The organism is Cellulomonas sp. P4_H12, from assembly GCF_056400905.1.
This window is the reverse complement of the sequence record NZ_JBFUKJ010000001.1, coordinates 22,372-40,311: the sequence shown is the minus strand read 5'-3', so window position 1 is coordinate 40,311 and position 17,940 is coordinate 22,372. Positions and strand designations below refer to the sequence as shown.

18 protein-coding genes are annotated in these 17,940 nt (G+C 73.8%); 6 read left to right on the top strand and 12 right to left on the bottom strand.

Features of this window, described 5'->3' with window-relative positions:
- Window positions 1–194: 194 nt before the first annotated feature.
- Entirely contained in the window at window positions 195–1,538 is a 1,344-nt protein-coding gene (locus AC1DQC_RS00200) for an HNH endonuclease signature motif containing protein (RefSeq protein ID WP_477049213.1), read from the top strand.
- Between the two features lie 571 nt (window positions 1,539–2,109).
- Entirely contained in the window at window positions 2,110–3,174 is a 1,065-nt protein-coding gene (locus AC1DQC_RS00195; protein WP_477049212.1) for a DMT family transporter, read from the top strand.
- Between the two features lie 17 nt (window positions 3,175–3,191).
- Here the strand turns inward: AC1DQC_RS00195 and AC1DQC_RS00190 are convergent, their stop codons facing one another.
- Together AC1DQC_RS00190 and AC1DQC_RS00185 are read right to left on the bottom strand one after the other, a co-directional pair.
- Complete coding sequence (locus tag AC1DQC_RS00190) at window positions 3,192–4,226, bottom strand: alcohol dehydrogenase catalytic domain-containing protein (protein ID WP_477049211.1); 1,035 nt, start codon at window positions 4,224–4,226, stop codon at window positions 3,192–3,194.
- Between the two features lie 43 nt (window positions 4,227–4,269).
- Window positions 4,270–5,727, bottom strand: a complete 1,458-nt coding sequence (locus AC1DQC_RS00185) for an amidohydrolase (RefSeq protein ID WP_477049210.1) — start codon at window positions 5,725–5,727, stop codon at window positions 4,270–4,272.
- On the opposite strand from AC1DQC_RS00185, the gene AC1DQC_RS00180 reads away from it, so the two are divergent.
- Complete coding sequence (locus AC1DQC_RS00180) at window positions 5,728–6,531, top strand: DNA/RNA non-specific endonuclease (protein WP_477049209.1); 804 nt, start codon at window positions 5,728–5,730, stop codon at window positions 6,529–6,531.
- On the opposite strand, the gene AC1DQC_RS00175 is transcribed toward AC1DQC_RS00180, so the two are convergent.
- The 6 genes from AC1DQC_RS00175 to AC1DQC_RS00150 all read right to left on the bottom strand — a co-directional run bounded on the left by AC1DQC_RS00175 (window position 6,528) and on the right by AC1DQC_RS00150 (window position 11,823).
- Window positions 6,528–7,328 carry an ABC transporter ATP-binding protein gene (locus AC1DQC_RS00175; RefSeq protein ID WP_477049208.1) on the bottom strand — a complete coding sequence of 267 codons (801 nt, stop codon included), beginning with the start codon at window positions 7,326–7,328 and terminating at the stop codon, window positions 6,528–6,530. The two genes, AC1DQC_RS00180 and AC1DQC_RS00175, sit on opposite strands and share 4 nt — an antisense overlap.
- Window positions 7,325–8,350 carry a FecCD family ABC transporter permease gene (locus AC1DQC_RS00170; protein WP_477049207.1) on the bottom strand — a complete coding sequence of 342 codons (1,026 nt, stop codon included), beginning with the start codon at window positions 8,348–8,350 and terminating at the stop codon, window positions 7,325–7,327. Before AC1DQC_RS00170 ends, AC1DQC_RS00175 begins: the two co-directional genes overlap by 4 nt.
- On the bottom strand, window positions 8,347–9,381 hold the full coding sequence (locus AC1DQC_RS00165; RefSeq protein WP_477049206.1) for a FecCD family ABC transporter permease: 1,035 nt from the start codon (window positions 9,379–9,381) through the stop codon (window positions 8,347–8,349). Before AC1DQC_RS00165 ends, AC1DQC_RS00170 begins: the two co-directional genes overlap by 4 nt.
- Before the next feature lie 10 nt (window positions 9,382–9,391).
- Window positions 9,392–10,423, bottom strand: coding sequence for an iron-siderophore ABC transporter substrate-binding protein (locus AC1DQC_RS00160; protein ID WP_477049205.1), 1,032 nt, complete (start codon window positions 10,421–10,423; stop codon window positions 9,392–9,394).
- An 86-nt stretch (window positions 10,424–10,509) separates the two neighbouring features.
- Complete coding sequence (locus AC1DQC_RS00155) at window positions 10,510–11,397, bottom strand: phosphoribosylaminoimidazolesuccinocarboxamide synthase (protein WP_477049204.1); 888 nt, start codon at window positions 11,395–11,397, stop codon at window positions 10,510–10,512.
- A gap of 18 nt (window positions 11,398–11,415) precedes the next feature.
- Window positions 11,416–11,823, bottom strand: coding sequence for a hypothetical protein (locus AC1DQC_RS00150; RefSeq protein WP_477049203.1), 408 nt, complete (start codon window positions 11,821–11,823; stop codon window positions 11,416–11,418).
- Between the two features lie 18 nt (window positions 11,824–11,841).
- On the opposite strand from AC1DQC_RS00150, the gene AC1DQC_RS00145 reads away from it, so the two are divergent.
- A complete protein-coding gene (locus AC1DQC_RS00145; RefSeq protein ID WP_477049202.1) occupies window positions 11,842–12,351 on the top strand; it encodes a P-loop nucleotide/nucleoside kinase family protein in 510 nt (169 codons plus the stop codon).
- On the opposite strand, the gene purD is transcribed toward AC1DQC_RS00145, so the two are convergent.
- The gene (gene purD / locus AC1DQC_RS00140; RefSeq protein ID WP_477049201.1) at window positions 12,348–13,643 is read right to left on the bottom strand and encodes a phosphoribosylamine--glycine ligase; all 1,296 of its coding nucleotides are present in this window, start codon (window positions 13,641–13,643) and stop codon (window positions 12,348–12,350) included. The two genes, AC1DQC_RS00145 and purD, sit on opposite strands and share 4 nt — an antisense overlap.
- A 30-nt stretch (window positions 13,644–13,673) precedes the next feature.
- On the bottom strand, window positions 13,674–14,267 hold the full coding sequence (locus tag AC1DQC_RS00135) for a helix-turn-helix domain-containing protein (RefSeq protein ID WP_477049200.1): 594 nt from the start codon (window positions 14,265–14,267) through the stop codon (window positions 13,674–13,676).
- Window positions 14,268–14,333: 66 nt separating this feature from the next.
- On the opposite strand from AC1DQC_RS00135, the gene AC1DQC_RS00130 reads away from it, so the two are divergent.
- Window positions 14,334–15,629, top strand: coding sequence for an MFS transporter (locus AC1DQC_RS00130; protein ID WP_477049199.1), 1,296 nt, complete (start codon window positions 14,334–14,336; stop codon window positions 15,627–15,629).
- A 6-nt stretch (window positions 15,630–15,635) separates the two neighbouring features.
- Here AC1DQC_RS00130 and AC1DQC_RS00125 read toward each other — a convergent pair whose 3' ends face one another.
- Window positions 15,636–16,922 carry an adenylosuccinate synthase gene (locus AC1DQC_RS00125; RefSeq protein ID WP_477049198.1) on the bottom strand — a complete coding sequence of 429 codons (1,287 nt, stop codon included), beginning with the start codon at window positions 16,920–16,922 and terminating at the stop codon, window positions 15,636–15,638.
- Window positions 16,923–17,036: 114 nt separating this feature from the next.
- Window positions 17,037–17,465: a DUF3151 domain-containing protein gene (locus AC1DQC_RS00120; RefSeq protein ID WP_477049197.1), complete on the bottom strand. Its 429-nt coding sequence runs from the start codon at window positions 17,463–17,465 to the stop codon at window positions 17,037–17,039.
- 100 nt (window positions 17,466–17,565) lie between these two features.
- Here AC1DQC_RS00120 and AC1DQC_RS00115 point away from each other — a divergent pair, with 100 nt between their 5' ends.
- Window positions 17,566–17,937: an STAS domain-containing protein gene (locus AC1DQC_RS00115; RefSeq protein ID WP_477049196.1), complete on the top strand. Its 372-nt coding sequence runs from the start codon at window positions 17,566–17,568 to the stop codon at window positions 17,935–17,937.
- Window positions 17,938–17,940: the final 3 nt, after the last annotated feature.

The following is a 17,940-nucleotide window of genomic DNA, read 5'->3' as shown; positions in this document are numbered from 1 at the left end:
CCCCGGTCGCCAGCCACGATGAGACCTCAGCTCCGCCCTCCGACTCCACTCCTGTCGCTGCCCGTTTTCCGTCGGCTGCCTTCGCCTCCAGGTCTTCCGCCCCTGCATCGGCGTCCTCGCCGGCGTTGGTGTGGGCGGACTCCGGTCATGGATCACGTCCGGACACAGCGCCGGTGCCCGGCCCGGATGTGCGGGTGGTTGATCTCGGTTGGGTCGAGGAGTTCCCGCTGCCCAACGTCGATGTGGCTTCTCTGGTGGGGATGGTGACCTCGTTGCCGGTGGCGGACCTGTCCGGGGCGGCGTTGGTCAACGCGGTGGCCGCCTCGCAGCAGGCGATCAACATGCTGCAGTCGGTGCAGGCCACGTTCGTGCGCGAGCTCGGCGCGCGGACCCCGGATGCGTTGCGGCACGTCCCGGATGAGCTGGGGTGTGCGTTGGTGTGCACGCGGCAGGCGGGGCAGAACCTGTTCCTGCGCGCCTGGGGCACCGACCAGCACCCCACCCTGGGCGACGCCTGGAGGGTCGGGGGGATCGAGGCCCGCAAGATCGACGTCATCCTGGACGAGATCAGCAAGGCCGGCACCGGGATCGACGGCAGCGACCGGGACGCGGTGATCCAGGACGCGGTCGCCAAAGCGGGCGAGATGACGGTGCCGCAGCTGACCCGACACGTGCGCGCCACCCTGATCGCGCTCAACCCCGACCTCGCCGAGCAGCGGCGGGTCGCCGAACGTGAGCGCCGCTCGGTGTTCCTGGACCTGGCCCCCGACGCGATGGCACGGCTGATCGCCTACCTGCCCGCCGCCGAAGCCACCGCCGCGTACACCGCGATCGACGCCCTGGCCGGGCACGCCGCCCTCGACGGCGACACCCGCACCATCGACCAGCGTCGGGCGGACGCGTTCAGCGACGTGTTCCTGGGCATCCTGGACCGGCAGTCCACCCCGGACGGCACCCCGCTACCCACCAAGCACGGGCAGCGGGTCGCGGTGCAGCTGTCCGTCGCGGCGACCACGCTGCTCGGGCTGGATGATGCCCCCGGGTTCCTGGGGTCCTACGGGCCGATCCCCGCCCAGCTGGCCCGCGAGCTGGCCCAGGACGGCACCTGGAGACGCGTCCTGACCGACCCCACGGGCCAGGTGTGCTCCGTGGGCATGGACACCTACCGACCCGGGGCGGACCTGACCCGCACCATCCAAGCCCGCGACGTGACCTGCACCTTCCCCGGATGCCGCCAACCAGCCACCCGCTGCGAGATCGACCACCGGGTGCCCTACAACCACGACAGACCACCCGACGGGCACGAGCCGCAGACGTGCGAGGCGAACCTGCACGCGCTGTGCAAGCACCACCACCAAGCCAAGACCGACGGCTGGTGGAACGTCACCTACAACCGCACCACCGGCGTGTCCACCTGGACCGACCGACACGGGCTCACCTACGCCCGCCACCCCGTCCCCATCCACGTCGACCCCTCCGCCTACGAACACCGGCCAGCCACACCACCACGCCCGGACCTCGGCGACCCACCCTTCTAGAGACAGCTCAACCAGCCACCCGCCGCCCGCCGCCCGCCGCCCGCCTACCGCCTACCGCCTACCGCCTACCGCCTACCGCCTACCGCCTACCGCCTACCGCCTACCGCCTACCGCCTACCGCCTACCGCCTACCGCCTACCGCCATCTAACTCAGCGGTCGGCTCTTTTGGACGACACTCCAGCGACGCTCGCTCGGCTGAATGCTCGGCCGGCGGCGCGGCTGCCCCTGGCATGGCTTGAAGTGTTGGCGAGCAGCGAGCAGCGGCCGGTGCGCGGCTTGCCAACGAGGAGGCCTCGGGTGCGGACGTCGTTGAGGGATCAAGCCGGATCTCGCGGACCGGCTCACATCCTGAGCCCCGTGGGCGTCTACACGGGTAGTGCCCTTCTCGGGGCGACGGCCACCTGCGACGACTACCGGCTCGCTGGGGCCTCGATCTGCCGCGGCAGCTGTCTTGAGCGACGGTCCATCGGTGACGAGCTCGAAGCCGCGGCAAGGTCGTCGACGTAACTAAGGAGTGACGGGCATGGAGGCGTGGTCAGTGATGTCGGTAGGGCGGGAGAGGATGCGCTCATGAGTTCTCCCGCGCCCTCGACCCGCGGCTGGATCGGCCCGTACCTGCTGCTCGCGGCGCTGTGGGGATGCAGCTTCCTGTTCATCGCGACGGCGTTGCAGACGTTCGCCCCCACGCAGGTGGCGTTCGGCCGGATCGTCGTCGGCTTCGTGATGCTGGCGCTGATCCTCCTGGTGCGTCGCGAGCGTGTCCGGGTGAAGCGGCGGAACATCGGTGACTTCGTCATCGTCGGCGCGGTGATGACGGCGATCCCGTTCGTGCTGTTCGCGTTGGCCGAGCAGCGGGTCAGCTCCGTGCTGGCCGGGCTGGTCAACGCGACGACGCCGCTGTTCACGGCGCTGTTCGTCGCGCTGCTGCTGCCGGCCGAGCGGCCGGACCGGCTTCAGGTCGGCGGGCTGGTCCTCGGGTTCGGCGGCATCGCGGTGCTGCTTGGCGTGTGGGACTCGGGGGCGATCGACCTGGCGGGCGGCTTCATGCTGCTCGGGGCGACGTTCTGCTACGGCCTCGGCAACGCGTGGAGCCGGCGGCGGCTGACCAGCACCGGACTGTCCAACGTCGCCCTGCCGGCGATCCAGCTGGCCGTCGGCGCCGTGCTGATCCTGCCGTTCGCGGTGTCGACGCCCCTCGCGGGACCGCTCGCACCCGCGCCGGCCCTGGCGATCCTGGCGCTCGGCCTCGGCGGGACCGGCCTGGCCTACGTCCTGTTCTGGCGCGTGCTGGCGATTGCCGGTGCCACAGTGACGGCGAGCGTCACGTACGTGATCCCGCTGGTCTCGACCACGCTGGGCGTGCTGGTGCTGCACGAGGGACTGCACTGGTACGAGCCCGTCGGCGGGGCGGTGGTCCTCGCGGGTGTCGCGCTGACGCAGTGGGGAGCATCCCGGCGGCGCGCGGCCGCGGCGGAGCGCGTCGACGGCGCGGTTACCGTCGACGAGCCGGCGCCCGTCGACCACGACGCGAGCGGCGACCAGCCGGCGAGCATCGACGAGCCCGCCCGCCCGACCGGGTACGCGGCTGAGCCCGGCTCTAGCGGGTCGAGGACGAGCGAGACGCTTCGGGGCTGACCCGAACGACGCGGCCGTCAGGGGACGATGACCGTCATCCCCGGGCCGTTCGAGCCGGCGCTGAGAGCGGCGAGGGCTGCCGGGGCGTCGTCGAGCGGGATCGTGCGGCCGACCAGGCGGGACGGGTCGAGCTCGCCCGAGGCGATGCGGGCGAGCATCGCCGGGTACTCGTGCGCCGCCATGCCGTGGCTGCCGTAGATCTCGAGCTCCCAGCCGATGACGCGACCCATCGGGAGGGCCGGGGCGGCGTCGTCGCCCAGAAGCAGGCCGACCTGGACGTGCCGGCCGCGTCGGCGCAGGGACAGGACGGACGCGGCGGCCGTCTCGCGACTGCCGAGGGCGTCGATGGACACGGCGGCTCCGCCGTCGGTCACGGCGTGCACCTGGGCGCCGACGTCGCCGGACCCGTCCAGGACCGCGGTCGCGCCCATCTCGAGGGCCGCCGAGCGGGCGGCGGGCGAGACGTCGATCGCCACGACGCGGGCACCCGCGGCGGCGGCGACCATGATCGCCGACAGCCCCACGCCGCCGCAGCCGTGCACGGCGACCCAGTCACCGGCGGAGACGCGGCCGTGGACCGCGACCGCCCGGTAGGCGGTGGCGAACCGGCAGCCGAGACCCGCCGCGGTGACGGGTGACATGCCGGCGGGCAGGCGCACGAGGTTCACATCCGCGTGGTGCAGGGCGACCAGCTCCGCGAACGAGCCGTCGTCGGTGAACCCGGGCTGCCGCTGCCGCTCGCACACCTGGTGCTCGCCGGCCAGGCACGCCGGGCAGGTGCCGCAGGCGCACACGAACGGGACGGTGACCTCGTCGCCGACGACCCACGACCGGACGCCCGGTCCGACCTCCACGACGACGCCCGCGAGCTCGTGGCCGGGCACGTGCGGGAGCGTGATGTCGTCGTCGTGTCCCTGCCAGCCGTGCCAGTCGGAGCGGCAGACGCCGGTGGCGGTGACCCGCAGGACGACGCCGTCGGCGGGGCAGGCCGGCGACGGGACCTCGCGCAGGGTCGGAGGGACACCGAACTGGTCGATCACCACGGCACGCATGCGGCCCATCCTGACGGACGTGCGCGCGGGCACGCGACGAGCGTCAGAGCGCGCGGTGGGTCCAGGCGCCGGCCACGAGCGTCCCCGCGACGGGCATGTCGCGCAGCGGGGCGGTCATCGGGTCGGCGTCGAGGACGACGAGGTCCGCGGGCGCACCGACGACCGGCAGGAGTCCGCGACCGTCGACGGAGGACTCGAGCGCGACCCGGCGCTCCAGCGACTGCTCCGGGTGCCAGGGCGTTCGGCCGTCACGCGAGCGCGCGACCGCGGCGTCCGTGGCGATCCAGGGGTCGAGCGGCGCCACCGGTGCGTCCGACCCGAGCGCGAGCCGCACGCCGGCGCGGTGCAGGGTGCCGAAGGCGAACGCCCGGTCCGTGCGGCCGGCCCAGTGGTGGTCGGCGACGTCGCGGTCGTCCATGGCGTGCTCGGGCTGCACGCTCGCCACCACCCCGAGCGCCCCGAACCGGTCGACGTCCTCCCAGGACACCAGCTGCGCGTGCTCGATCGACCCCGCGGCGCCGGAGGAGGCGAAGGCGTCGAGCGCCAGGGCGTTGGCGGCGTCGCCGATCGCGTGGATGGCGCAGCGCAGGCCGTGCCGGTGCGCGTGAGCCATGAGCGGCGCCAGCCGCGACGCGGGGACGGACAGGATCCCGCGGGCGTTGGGTCCGGTGAGGCCGGGGTAGGGGTCGTGGCAGTAGGCGGTGCGCGTGTTGAGCGACCCGTCCGTGATGACCTTGAGCGGACCCTGGGTGACGAGGCCCGCGATCGTGTCCCCGGTGTGCAGGTCGTCGTGGACGACCCGGTCGAGGAACTCCTCCCAGACGCCGGCCCGCACCCGGAGCCGACCGGGCCGAGCAGCGGCACGGCGACGCCACACGGCGACGTTGTCGGCGATCTCGAGGTCGACCACGCCGACGATCCCGCGCGCGGCGGCCGCGGCGGACGCGTCGTCGACGAGGGCGTCGGCGACGTCGTCGGCAACGTGGTCGACGGCCCCCGAGAGCGGCAGCCACTCGGACTCGCGCAGCAGCCCGGTGGGGTGCGACGCGACCCCGAGGAAGCGCAGGCCGGCGGTCGAGGCCCAGGCGCAGTGCAGGTCGCCGGAGACGAGGACCACGGGCAGGTCGCCGACGGCCTCGTCGAGAAGCGCGGCCGTGGGCGTGTCGGGCCAGAGCCCGTCGCGGAAGCCGAAGCCGACGAGCGCCGAGCCGGGGACCGGCCGGGGCGCGCTCGCGACGATCGCCACCGCGTGGGCGGCCGAGGTGGCCGACGACACGTCGAGCCGTCGCCGGGCCAGCGCCCACTGCGTGAGGTGCACGTGCGCGTCCCAGAGGCCGGGCATCAGCCACCGGCCGTCGAGCGCGACAGACGACGCATCGGAGGCCGAGAGCGACGGGCCGACCGCAGCGACCCGGCCCTCTCGCAGCAGGACGTCGACTAGCCCGTCGGTATCCACGAGGCGAGCAGAGCGGAGAAGCAGAGCAGTCGGTACGGTCCCCATGTGAGCACCGTAGAGGCGGGATACGACCCCACGTTCCTCGGGCCGCCGGTGCCGCTGCCGGTGCCGGCCCAGACCGTGCGGGAGCTCCCGTCGACGCACTTCACCGTGCTGCTCGACCCGGAGCGTCGGCTCGCCGCGGCGACGGCGGTCAACATCGACGGGACGCAGCTGGTGGACCTCGAGCGGGGAGACGACTGGCACCTCGACCCACGCGTCCCGGCGGACGAGCAGGCGGGACCGGAGCTCTACGCGCGCAACGACCTCGACCGGGGACACCTGGTCCGGCGCAGGGACCCGGTCTGGGGCGACCTCGTGGTCGCGCGGCGGGCGAACTTCGAGACGTTCGCCTACCCGAACGCCGCCCCGCAGGCCTCAGCCTTCAACCAGGGCGAGCTACTGTGGGTGGGCCTCGAGGACCACGTGCTGGGCTACGCGCGGACGAACCGGAGCCGGCTGTCGGTGTTCACGGGCCCGGTGCTGGCCGACGACGATCCCGTGTATCGCGGCATCGGCATCCCGCGGCTCTTCTGGAAGGTCGCCGCGTGGGCGTCGGCAGAGCGTGAGCTGCGGGCGACCGCGTTCGTGCTCGACCAGTCGTCGCTGGTGGTGGGGATCCAGGTTGCCGACGAGGTACCGCCGCTCGGGCCCTACCGCACGTTCCAGGTGCCGGTCGCCGACGTGGAGGACCTCACCGGCCTCGACCTCGGCCCGCTGGTCGGCGCCGACGTGCTCGCGCCGGTGGGCGCCCTCGGTGACCGCGAGCGCTGGGTGCCGCTGACCGCGCTGGAGCAGATGGCGCTCTAGTGCCGGACGTGCGCGTCCCGGCGCGCGGGTACCACCATCGGCGTGCCGGTCTCGGGGTCGGGCACCACGCGGCACGCGAGCCCGAAGACCTCGCGGACCAGGGGCTCGGTCACCACGGAGGACGGCGAACCCTCGGCGACGATCACCCCGGCGCGCATGGCGATCAGGTGCGTGGCGTACCGGGCGGCCTGGTTGAGGTCGTGCAGGACGGCGACGAGCGTGCGCCCCTCCTCGTGCAGGCGCGCGCACAGGTCCATGACCTCGAACTGGTGGGCGATGTCGAGGAACGTGGTCGGCTCGTCGAGCAGCAGCAGGTCGGTCTGCTGCGCGAGCGCCATGGCCAGCCAGACGCGCTGTCGCTGACCGCCGGAGAGCTCGGAGACGAACCGGTCGCGCAGGTCGGCCACCTCGGTGGCGTCGAGCGCGTCCGCGACCGCGCGCGCGTCGGCGGCCGACCACTGCCGCAGCAGCCCCTGGTGCGGGTAGCGCCCGCGGGCGACGAGGTCGCCGACGGTGATCGCCTCGGGCGCGATGGGGCTCTGCGGCAGCAGCGCGAGGCGCCGGGCGACGTCCTTGCTCTTGAGCGACGCGATGGGGACGCCGTCGAGCAGCACCTCGCCGGCGCGGGGCTTGAGGGTGCGACCCAGTGCGCGGAGCAGCGTCGACTTCCCGCACCCGTTGGGCCCGATGATCACGGTGAACGAAGCCGGCGGGATCTGGACCGACAGATCCGTCGCGACCACGAGCTGGTCGTAGGCGAGGGTGAGGCCCTCGGCCGAGAGCGGTGGACCGTTCACGCGGCACTCCTTCTCCACTCGCGGACCAGCAGGACCGCGAGGTACACGCCGCCGAGCGCGGCGGTGACGACCCCGACGGGATAGACCACCCCGGGCACGGCGTACTGGGCGACCAGGTCGGCGACGACGAGCACCGCGGCGCCGCAGCATGCGGCCGCGACCATGCCGGGGCCCGTCGAACGGGTCAGGCGGCGCGAGATCTGGGGCGCGGTGAGCGCGACGAACGCGATCGGTCCGCTCACGGTCACGGCCGCCGCGGTGAGCAGCACGCCGACCACCACGGCCCACGTGCGCACCCGGTCGACGGGCACCCCGACGGCCACGGCGACCTCGTCGCCCATCTCGACCAGCTGCATCGGCCGGGTAAGAGCCAGGGCCGCGGGCAGGAGGACCAGCAGCGCGACGGCGATGAGCACGACGTCCGCCCACGACCGCGCGGCGAGGCTGCCGTTCAGGTACGCGGCGACCACCTGGGCGTCCTCGCGGGTGGCCCGCGCGAGCGCGAGCTGCACGAACGCGAGCGACATGGCCCCGACCGCGATGCCGACGACGACCATCCGCAGCGGCGCCCGGAACCCCGCACCCGAGCCGAGGTAGACGGCACCGATGGCGAGGCCCGCGCCGATCACCGCGCCGACCGGGACGGGCACCACGCCGGGCCACAGCAGCCCCGCGGCCGCCGCCCCCGCCGCGGCACCGGCGCCCAGACCGATGACGTCGGGGCTGCCCAGGGGGTTGCGGGTCACGGACTGGAACGTCGCCCCGGCTACCGCGAACGCCGCGCCCGCGGCCGCGCCGACCAGCAGGCGCGGCAGCCGGTTGGTCCACAGCACCCACTCCTGCACGCGGGTCCCGTTCCCGGAGACCACCGACGGCAGCTCGGCGAGCGGGATGCCGAGCTCCCCGGCCGCCAGCGTGACGAGCATGGTGACGAGCACGACCGCGAGCGCGATCGCGCAGACGACGACCGGGCGTCGGCGGCGCAGCACGACCGCGGGGCCGAGGGTCAGGACCGCGGTCACAGGCCGACCCTCCCCCGACGCACGGCCGCGATGAGGAACGGCGCCCCGACGAACGCCGTGACCGCGCCGACGGGCAGCTCTCCGGGCCGCGCGACGACCCGACCGAGGACGTCGGCGGCCAGCAGCAGGACCGGTCCGAGCACCAGGCAGTAGGGCAGCAGCCAGCGGTGGTCCGAGCCGGTGAACCCCCGGACCACCAGCGGCACGGCGAGGCCGACGAACGCGATCGGCCCGACGGCCGCGACGGCGGCGGCGCAGAGAAGAGTCGCGCCGGCGGCGCCCAGCAGCCGGGTCCGGCCGGCGCGCAGGCCGAGGGAGGTCGCCGCCTCGTCGCCGAGCGCGAGGGCGTTGAGCGGCCGGGCGAGCAGCAGGCAGAGGACGAGACCGACGACGACGAACGGCAGCACCGCGGTGACCGTCGACGGTGGCCGCCCTGCCAGCGATCCCACCACCCAGTACCGGTACGTGTCGAAGGCTCTCGGGCTCGCCAGAGTGACGGCCTCGACCAGCGCCACCAGCACCGCGGAGACGGCCGCACCCGCGAGCACGAGCCGCACGGGCGTGGCTCGTCGGCCCCCCGACCCCACCAGGTAGACGGCGACCGCCGCGAACAGCGCCCCGGGGACCGCCGCCCACACGGACCGACCTGCGGCGCCACCGAGCACGACGACTGTCACGACGAGCGAGGCGGAGGCGCCGGCGTTGACGCCGAGCAGCCCGGGGTCGCCGAGCGGGTTGCGCGTGAGCCCCTGGATGACGACGCCCGCCACCGCGAGCGCGGCACCCACCAGCAGCCCGAGCTCCGTGCGCGGGATGCGCGACGCCACGACGGTCGAGGTGTACGACCCGTCGGGGTGCCGCCACGCCGACCACACGTCACCGAGCGGCACCGCCTTCGCACCGACGGCGATGCTCAGGCCGACCACCAGCACGAGGAGCACCACCGCGGCGACCAGCCCGACACCGAGCCCGAGCGCGCGCGAGCCCCGCGCGCGCGTGGCGTGCGGGGCTCGGGCGAGGACGGTGCTCACGAGAGGAAGGTTACGGAGCGACGTGCGCGGCGCCCGCGGTGATCAACGGCAGGTACTGGTCGAGCGCCCACGGCACGCTCAGCGGCGTGGCCACGGACACCGCCATGCCCAGCTGCGGGTCGAGCATCGGCACGTAGGCACCGGACGCGAACGCGGGGATCTGCGCCCACAGCGGCTGCGCCTCGGTCGCCGCCTGCTCGTCGGCGTCGTTGAACCAGGTGAACAGCAGCTGCGCGTCGTCCAGCTGGTCGGCGTTCTCCAGGCCCAGGGTCGCGACGAACGTGCCGGGCGACGCGGTCAGCGCCGACACCGAGGGCGCGAGCGTCATGCCGAGACCCGTGAGCAGCTCGACGCGCGGGTCGCCGGGCAGGTACACCGACAGGGCGCCGGGCTGGTCGCCCCCGTAGACGTAGGCGAAGGTCAGGCCGGCCAGCTCGGGGTGGTCGCTCGCCGCCTTGTCGATCGCCGCCTCGCGCTCGTCGAGCAGCGGCTGCGCCTTCTCGGGCACGCCCAGCGCCTCGGCGGCGATGTGCACCTGGTCCTCGAGCGACGTCTGCCAGGCGTCCCCGGGGTAGGCGACCACGGGCACGAACGCCGAGAGCTGGTCGTACGTCTTCTGGTCCAGGCCGGACTGCGGGGCCAGCACCAGGTCGGGGTTCAGCGCGACGACCGCGTCCACGTCGAGCTCGGGGTACATCGCGATCGTCGCGGGGAGCTCGTCGCCGGCCTTCTCGACGGCCTCGCGGAACCACGGCTCGTACCCCTGCGCGTCGCCGCCCCACGTGTCGGACTCGATGCCGACCGGGGTGGTGCCCAGGGAGAACGCGATGTCCGCCGCGCCCCACCCGAGGGTGACCACCCGCTCGGGCTTCGCGGGGATCTCCGCCGTCCCGAGCGCCGAGTCGATCGACACGGGGAACCCCGAGCCCGCCGACGCCGACGGCGTCGATCCGGCGTCGTCCGACGAGCCGCCGCACGCGGTCATGGTCAGGGCGACGGCCGTCGCGGTGGCCACGAGGGCCGAGAGGCGCGCGATGCGCACGAGGGTGCTCCCATTCGGTCGAGGACGAATGAGGTAAGCCTAACCTCGGTTCGGGCGTCCCCTTGCCGACCGGCGTGAGCGAAAGGTCACAGCGCGAGGCGGGTGCCCGTCAGGCGCTCGTAGGCCTCGAGGTAGCGGTCACGGGTGCGCTCCACGACGTCCGCCGGCAGCGCGGGCGGCGGTGCGTCGGAGGCCCGGTCCCACCCGGACGCGTCCGAGGTCAGCCAGTCGCGGACGAACTGCTTGTCGAAGCTCGGCTGCGCGCGGCCCGGCTGCCACAGGTCCGCGGGCCAGAAGCGGGACGAGTCCGGGGTCAGCACCTCGTCGCCCAGGGTGATCGCGCCGCTGGTCGGGTCGGTGCCGAACTCGAGCTTGGTGTCGGCCAGGATCACGCCGCGCTCCCGCGCGATGCCCTCGGCCCGGGCATAGACCGCCAGCGTGAGCGCGCGGAGCTCCTCGGCGACATCCGAGCCCTCCCGCTCGACGACCGCCTCGAACGGCACGTTCTCGTCGTGCTCCCCCAGCTCGGCCTTGGTCGCCGGCGTGAAGATCGGCTCCGGCAGCCGCGAGCCGTCGACGAGCCCGTCGGGCAGCGCGATCCCGGTCACCGACCCCGAGATGCGGTACTCCGCCAGGCCGGACCCGGTGAGGTAGCCGCGCGCGACGCACTCGACCGGGAACATGTCCAGGCGGCGGCAGATCATGGCGCGACCGGCGACCTCCGCCGGCACGTCCGTCGACACCACGTGGTGGGGCACCAGGTCCGCCAGCTGCTCGAACCACCAGAGGCTCAGCTGCGTGAGCACGACGCCCTTGCCGGGGATCCCTGGGGTGAGCACGTGGTCGTAGGCCGAGACGCGGTCGCTGGCGACGACGAGCACGACATCACCCAGGTCTGACGGGCTGTCCGGGAGGTAGAGGTCGCGGACCTTGCCCGAGTAGGTGGGGGTCCAGCCGGGGATCGCAGCAGTCACGGGCCTCAGTGTGCCGGATCAGACGAGGTCGTCGCCGCCCTCGAGCCCCTCCGGGATGGGCAGGCCGACCAGCCGCACGAGCCGCTCCACGGTCTCCTCGACGAACGTGTCCTCCGGCTCGTCCACGTGCGCCTCGGCCAGCAGCCGCCGCACGTGCTTCGCCTCCACGTCGACCGCGCCGACCAGCAGCGCCCACTCCGCGAACGCCTCGGCCTCGGCGTCGAGGTCGACCGGCTCGCTCTCGGTCGGGTCGTCGAAGAAGTCCCGCGGCTGGAAGCCCAGGTAGAACCGGCCGAGGCCGTCGGGCGCCGGGCGGTAGTCGACCGTGGCGATGTCCCCGTCCTGGACCTCGATGCTGAGGGTGGGGGTCGCTGCCGCGTCCCCGCCCCAGGTGCCGTCGCCGTACACGAACGTGGTGGTGGCCATCCCGCGATGATGGCACCCATGACCGAGAAATCCCTGCTCGTGGTGCTCGGCGGCCTGCCGGGCTCCGGCAAGACCACCCTCGCCCGCGCCCTCGCCCGCGAGCTGCGCGCCGTCCACGTCCGGATCGACACGCTCGAGCAGGCGATCGTGCAGTCGTCGCTCGCCGTGCCGGACGCCCAGGAGGCGGGCTACGCCGCCGGGGCGCGCGTGGCGCTCGACAACCTGCGGCTCGGGCTGCCCGTCGTCGCCGACTGCGTCAACCCCGTGCGGGCCAGCCAGGAGGGCTGGCGGTGGGTCGCCGACGAGGCTGACGCGCGGATCGTCGAGGTCCTCGTGGTCTGCTCGGACCCGGCCGAGCACAGCCGCCGGGTCGAGGAGCGCGTGGCGGACATCCCGGGGCACCGGCAGCCGACCTGGGCGGACGTCACCGCGCTGGTGCTTGATCCGTGGCCCGAGGCGACGGTGGTGGACACGGCGTTCCGCCCGGTGGGGCGCGTGGTCGCTGAGGTGCGCGGCCTGACCGGTTAGAGGTCGGCCACCGCGGCCGCGATGTCCGAGCGGTGGTGCGACCCCGGCAGCTCGATCTGCTCGACCCCCGCGTAGGCCGCGGCCCGCGCGGCGGCGAGGTCGGGGCCGGCGCCGACGACCGACAGCACGCGGCCGCCGGCGGAGACGAGGTGCGCGCCGTCGATGGCGTCGTCGTCGTCGCCGGGCGCGTTCAGCTGGAGGGCGGTGCCCGCGTGCAGGACGTGGACGCCGGGCAGCGCCTCGGCGTCCTCGATGCCGGTGATCGGGTCCCCCGAGCGGACGGCACGGGGGTAGCCGCCGGACGCGATGACGACGGTGACGGCCGCGTCGTCGCGCCACTGCAGCGGCGGCAACGTGCCCAGCGTCCCGACGGCCGAGGCGAGCAGCACGCCCGCCAGAGGCGTCGCGAGCCGCGCGAGGACCACCTGGGTCTCGGGGTCGCCGAAGCGGGCGTTGAACTCGACGACGCGCAGGCCCGTGGACGTGAGCGCGAGCCCGACGTAGAGGACGCCGGAGAACGGGGTACCGCGCCGGGACATCTCGAGGATCGTGGGGCGGGCGACCCGCTCGACCACCTCGTCGACCAGGTCGGCGGGCGCCCACGGCAGCGGCGAGTACGCGCCCATGCCCCCCGTGTTGGGGCCCTCGTCGCCGTCGAGCGCGCGCTTGAAGTCCTGCGCGGGCACCAGGGGCACCACGTCGACGCCGTCCGACAGCACGAAGAGCGAGATCTCCGGGCCGTCGAGGTAGTCCTCGATGACGATGCGCCCGTCCGGCTTGGCCAGGCAGGCGGCCGCGTGGGCGAGGGCCTGCGCGCGGTCGTCGGTCACGACGACCCCCTTGCCCGCCGCGAGCCCGTCGTCCTTGACCACGTAGGGGGCGCCGAACGCGTCGAGGCCGGCCTCGGCCTCCGCCAGGGTCGTCGCGACCCGCGGCTCGGCCGTCGGGACGCCGGCCGCGGCCATGACCTCCTTGGCGAACGCCTTCGAGCCCTCGAGCCGGGCGCCCGCGGCGGACGGGCCGAACACGGGGATCCCGACGGCGCGCACCGCGTCGGCGACGCCCGCGACCAGGGGTGCCTCGGGTCCGACGACCACGAGGTCGGCGTCCAGCGACGTGGCGAGCGCGGCGACCGCGGACCCGTCCAGCTGGTCGACGTCGTGCAGCGTGGCGAGCGCGCCGATGCCGGGGTTGCCCGGCGCGGCGTGCAGCGCGGTGACCGCGGGATCGAGGGACAGCGCGCGCACCAGCGCGTGCTCACGGGCACCGGTGCCGACGACGAGGATCTTCACGGCTCGGGAGCCTACCGACCCCGGGACGGCTCAGGCGTCGTCGAGCGGCAGCGGGAGGGCGTCGAAGTAGATGCGCACGCGCCGCCGGCCCTCGGTGTCGCCCACCGCCTTGCGCTCCTTGGCGTGCTTGAGCGCGCCGTCGATGAGCTCCTGGATCGCGAGGACGAGCTGGCCGCACTCCTCGAGCGTGAGGTCCCCCGTCGAGCGGTCGTTGAGCGACACCGCCTCCCACTCCGGGGTGTCCCCCGAGCTGAGCCACCGCTGCAGCACCTGCGCTCGCTCGGCGACGACGCCCTCGAGCAGGGCGTTCGCCGCGTCGGCCGTGCGCGGGTCGCGCAGCATGTCGCGCCCGTCGAGGCTGTAGCCGACCGCGCGCCACCAGCGGTCGCGACCACGCGCGTGCGCCGGGTCGTCCTCGACGAACCCATGCTTCTCCAGCTGGCGCAGGTGGTAGCTGGTCTGCCCGCTGCTCTCGCCCAGGTGCCGGCCCAGCTGGCTGGCGGTCGCCGACCCGTGCTCGGACAGGTAGTCGTACATCGCCATGCGCAAGGGGTGCGCCAACGCCTTGAGCTCCTCCGGCCCGATGGCGCGCGCCCGGAACGACAGGGGCTTGCTCTCGCTCATTCGCAGAGATACCTTTGCAGAGTTGTCTTTGCAGAGTTTCCTCTTCGATCGTACCGGGAGTCACCCATGAGCGAGGACGTCGCCGCGCGCGAGCCCCTCGGCCGGCGCTTCACGGCGCACCTGACCGCCACCGGCCTCGCCAACCTGGGCGACGGCATCGTGCAGACCGGCGTCCCGCTGTACGCCCTGACGCTCACCCGCTCCCCCAGCCAGATCGCTCTGCTCACCGCCGCCGCCTGGGTGCCGTGGCTGGTGCTCGGCCTGGCCGCCGGGGTGGTCGTGGACCGTCGGGACCGCAAGTACACCCAGGTGGTGGGTCTGGCCGCGCGAGCCGTGCTCCTCGCCGTGGCCGTCTGGCTGGTTGCGTCCGGGGACATGACGATCGCCGCCCTCGCGGTGATCGTGCTGGCCTACGGAGTCACGGACGTGTTCGTCGACCTCGCCGGCTCGGCGCTCGTGCCGGACATCGTGCCCCGCTCGCGCCTCGAGGCCGCCAACGGCCGCACGCTCGCCGCGCAGCAGGTCATGGCCACGTTCGTCGGCGGTCCGATCGCCGGCGGCATGCTCGCGCTGGGCGCCGGCTGGGTGTTCGGCGTCCCGGCCGGGCTCGGGGTCCTCGCGCTCCTGCTCATCGCCACCCGCATCCCGGGGACGTACAAGCACGCCGGCGCGGAGAAGCGCCGCGCGACCACCGAGATCCGCGAGGGCGTCGGCTTCCTGGTCCGGCACCCCGTCCTGCGGCCGCTGCTCGTGGCGGGCAGCGTGATGAACATGGCCAGCACCGGCTACTTCGCGGTCTTCGTGCTCTGGATGGTCGGGCCCGGCTCGCGCGTCGGCCTGGAGCCCGCGCACTACCCGCTGCTCATCTCCGTGCTAGCGGTCGGCGCGGTGCTGGGGTCGATCGCGGCCGAGCCGCTGGGGCGCCGCATCCCCGAGGTCCGCCTGCTCCTCGGCTGCTGGACCCTCGACGGCCTGCTCATGCTCGTCCCCGTGCTCTCGCCCACCGTGCCCGCGATCGGGGTCGCGCTGTTCTTCCTCGGGTTCCTCAACACCAACGGCAACGTCATCTCGCAGTCGATGCGCCAGCGCATGGTCGCCCCCGGGATGCTCGGCCGCGTCGGCGGCGCCAGCCGGACCCTCGGCTACGGCCTCATGCCGATCGGCGCCCTGCTCGGCGGGTTCGTCGCGGAGCAGTGGGGGCTGCCGGCCGTGTTCGTGGGCGCCACCGCCGTGTGCGTCGCAGCCGTCCTGTACCCGATCGCGGTCGTCCGCCAGCGCATGGTCGACGAGCTGGTCCTGCCGGAGGTCGTCGAGGAGGCGGTGCAGGAAGAGGCGCTGCCTCCCCTCACCGCCACCGTCTGATCGACCTCAGCTGAGCAGCTCGTGCCGGACGATCGTGGCCTCGCGGCCGGGACCCACGCCGATCGACGAGATGCGGACGCCGGAGATCTCCTCGAGCCGCAGCAGGTAGCGCTGCGCGTTCACCGGCAGGTCGTCGAACTCGCGCGCGCCGGAGATGTCCTCGGACCAGCCGGGCAGGTTCTCGTAGATCGGCGTCGCGTGGTGGAAGTCGGACTGGTCGTACGGCATCTCGTCGAACCGGCGGCCGTTCACGTCGTAGGCCACGGCGACCGGGATGGTGTCCCGCCCGGTGAGCACGTCGAGCTTGGTGACGACGAGGTCCGTGAGGCCGTTGACGCGGGCGGCGTACCGGACCACCACCGCGTCGTACCAGCCGGTGCGGCGCGGCCGGCCGGTGGTCGTGCCGAACTCGCCGCCCGTCTGCCGGAGCCACTCCCCGTCGTCGTCGAGCAGCTCGGTGGGGAACGGCCCCTCGCCCACGCGGGTGGTGTAGGCCTTGGCGACGGCGACGACCCGGTCGATCCTGGTCGGTCCCACGCCCGAGCCGGTGCAGGCGCCGCCCGCCGTGGCGGACGACGACGTGACGAACGGGTACGTGCCGTGGTCGACGTCGAGCATGGTGGCCTGGCCGGCCTCGAAGACGAGCGTCTTGCCCTGGTCCAGCGCCGTGTTCAGCAGCAGGGGGGTGTCCGCGACCAGCGGCTGCAGGCGGTCGGCGTGGCGCAGCAGGTCCTCGACCGTCTCCTCGACGGTGATCGCACGGCGGTTGTAGACCTTGACCAGCAGGTGGTTCTTCTGGTCGAGCGCGCCCTCGACCTTCTCCCGCAGGATCTTCTCGTCGAAGAGGTCCTGGATGCGGATGCCGACGCGGTTGATCTTGTCGGAGTACGCGGGCCCGATGCCGCGGCCCGTGGTCCCGATCCGGCGCTTGCCCAGGAACCGCTCGGTCACCTTGTCGAGGGTGCGGTTGTACGGGGCGATGACGTGCGCGGCGGACGAGACCCGCAGCGCGGAGGTGTCGACGCCGCGCGCCTCGAGGGCGTCGATCTCCTCGAACAGCACGTCGATGTCGACCACGACGCCGTTGCCGATGACCGGCACGACGCCCGGCGAGAGGATGCCCGACGGCAGCAGGTGGAGCGCGTACTTCTCCCCGCCGATCACCACGGTGTGGCCGGCGTTGTTGCCGCCGTTGAACTTGACCACGTAGTCGGTGCGCGAGCCGAGCTGGTCGGTCGCCTTGCCCTTGCCCTCGTCGCCCCACTGGGCCCCGAGCACCACGACGGCCGGCATCTAGATCACCACTCTCACCTGCCTGCGGTGTGCGCTCCGACTGCCGGGCGCACGCACCGGGCGGCAGTGACCCAGTACTCCGAGAGGGTACCGGATCGTCAAGAAATGGTCATGTCACCGCAGGTTCGCGACCTCGTCGACGGACGTCCCGCTGTCCACGAGGAACTTCTCGCACCGCTCGGACTCCTCCGACTCCCCGATGGCCTCGGCGGCCTCGGCGAGCGCGAGCAGGGAGCGCAGGAAGCCCTCGTTCGGGGCGTGCGACGCCGGGATCGGGCCCCGGCCGTGCCACCCCGCGCGCCGCAGGGCGTCGAGCCCCCGGTGGTAGCCGGTGCGCGCGTACGCGTAGGCGGCGACCGGGTCGCCCTCGTCGGCGAGCGCGGACTCGGCGAGCAGGGCCCACAGCAGCGAGGACGCGGGAGCGGCCGGCACCGCCTCGCGCGGCGTCGACCCGCTGGACAGCGCGTCGCGCGCGTCGGCGTCGGGGCCGTCGGCGGGCAGGAGCGTCGGTGCGGGGCCGTCCAGGAGGTTCTCGTGGCTCATGCGCCCAGTGTGCACGCCGCGAGCGGCGCGGCTACAGTCGATCCGCCGACCTGGACCCGTGTTCGGCACGCACTCCCCCTCAGCAGACAGGGCGCGGGACATGATCGAGATCTCGACCTCCTCCACGACGACCACCCTCACCGTCGCCGGAGACCTCGACCTGGCCGAGCGCGACCAGTTCCCCGAGATCGCGGCACGCGTCGTCGGTCTGCGCCGCCAGCTCCTGGTGATCGACATGTGCCAGGTGACGTTCATGGACTCCACCGGGGCGGCGTTCCTCATCTCGCTCGCCGACGCGGGTCGCAAGCGCGGCGGCGCGACCGTGCTGCGCGGCGCGGACCCGCGCGACCTGTTCGTGATCGAGATCTGCGGCGCGCTCGAGCTGTTCCGCATCGACGCGGAGCACCACTGCGAGGCCGGCGTCACGCAGTCCGGCTTCCGTCGGCCCGACGGCGCCTCCGCTCCGGCCTGAGGC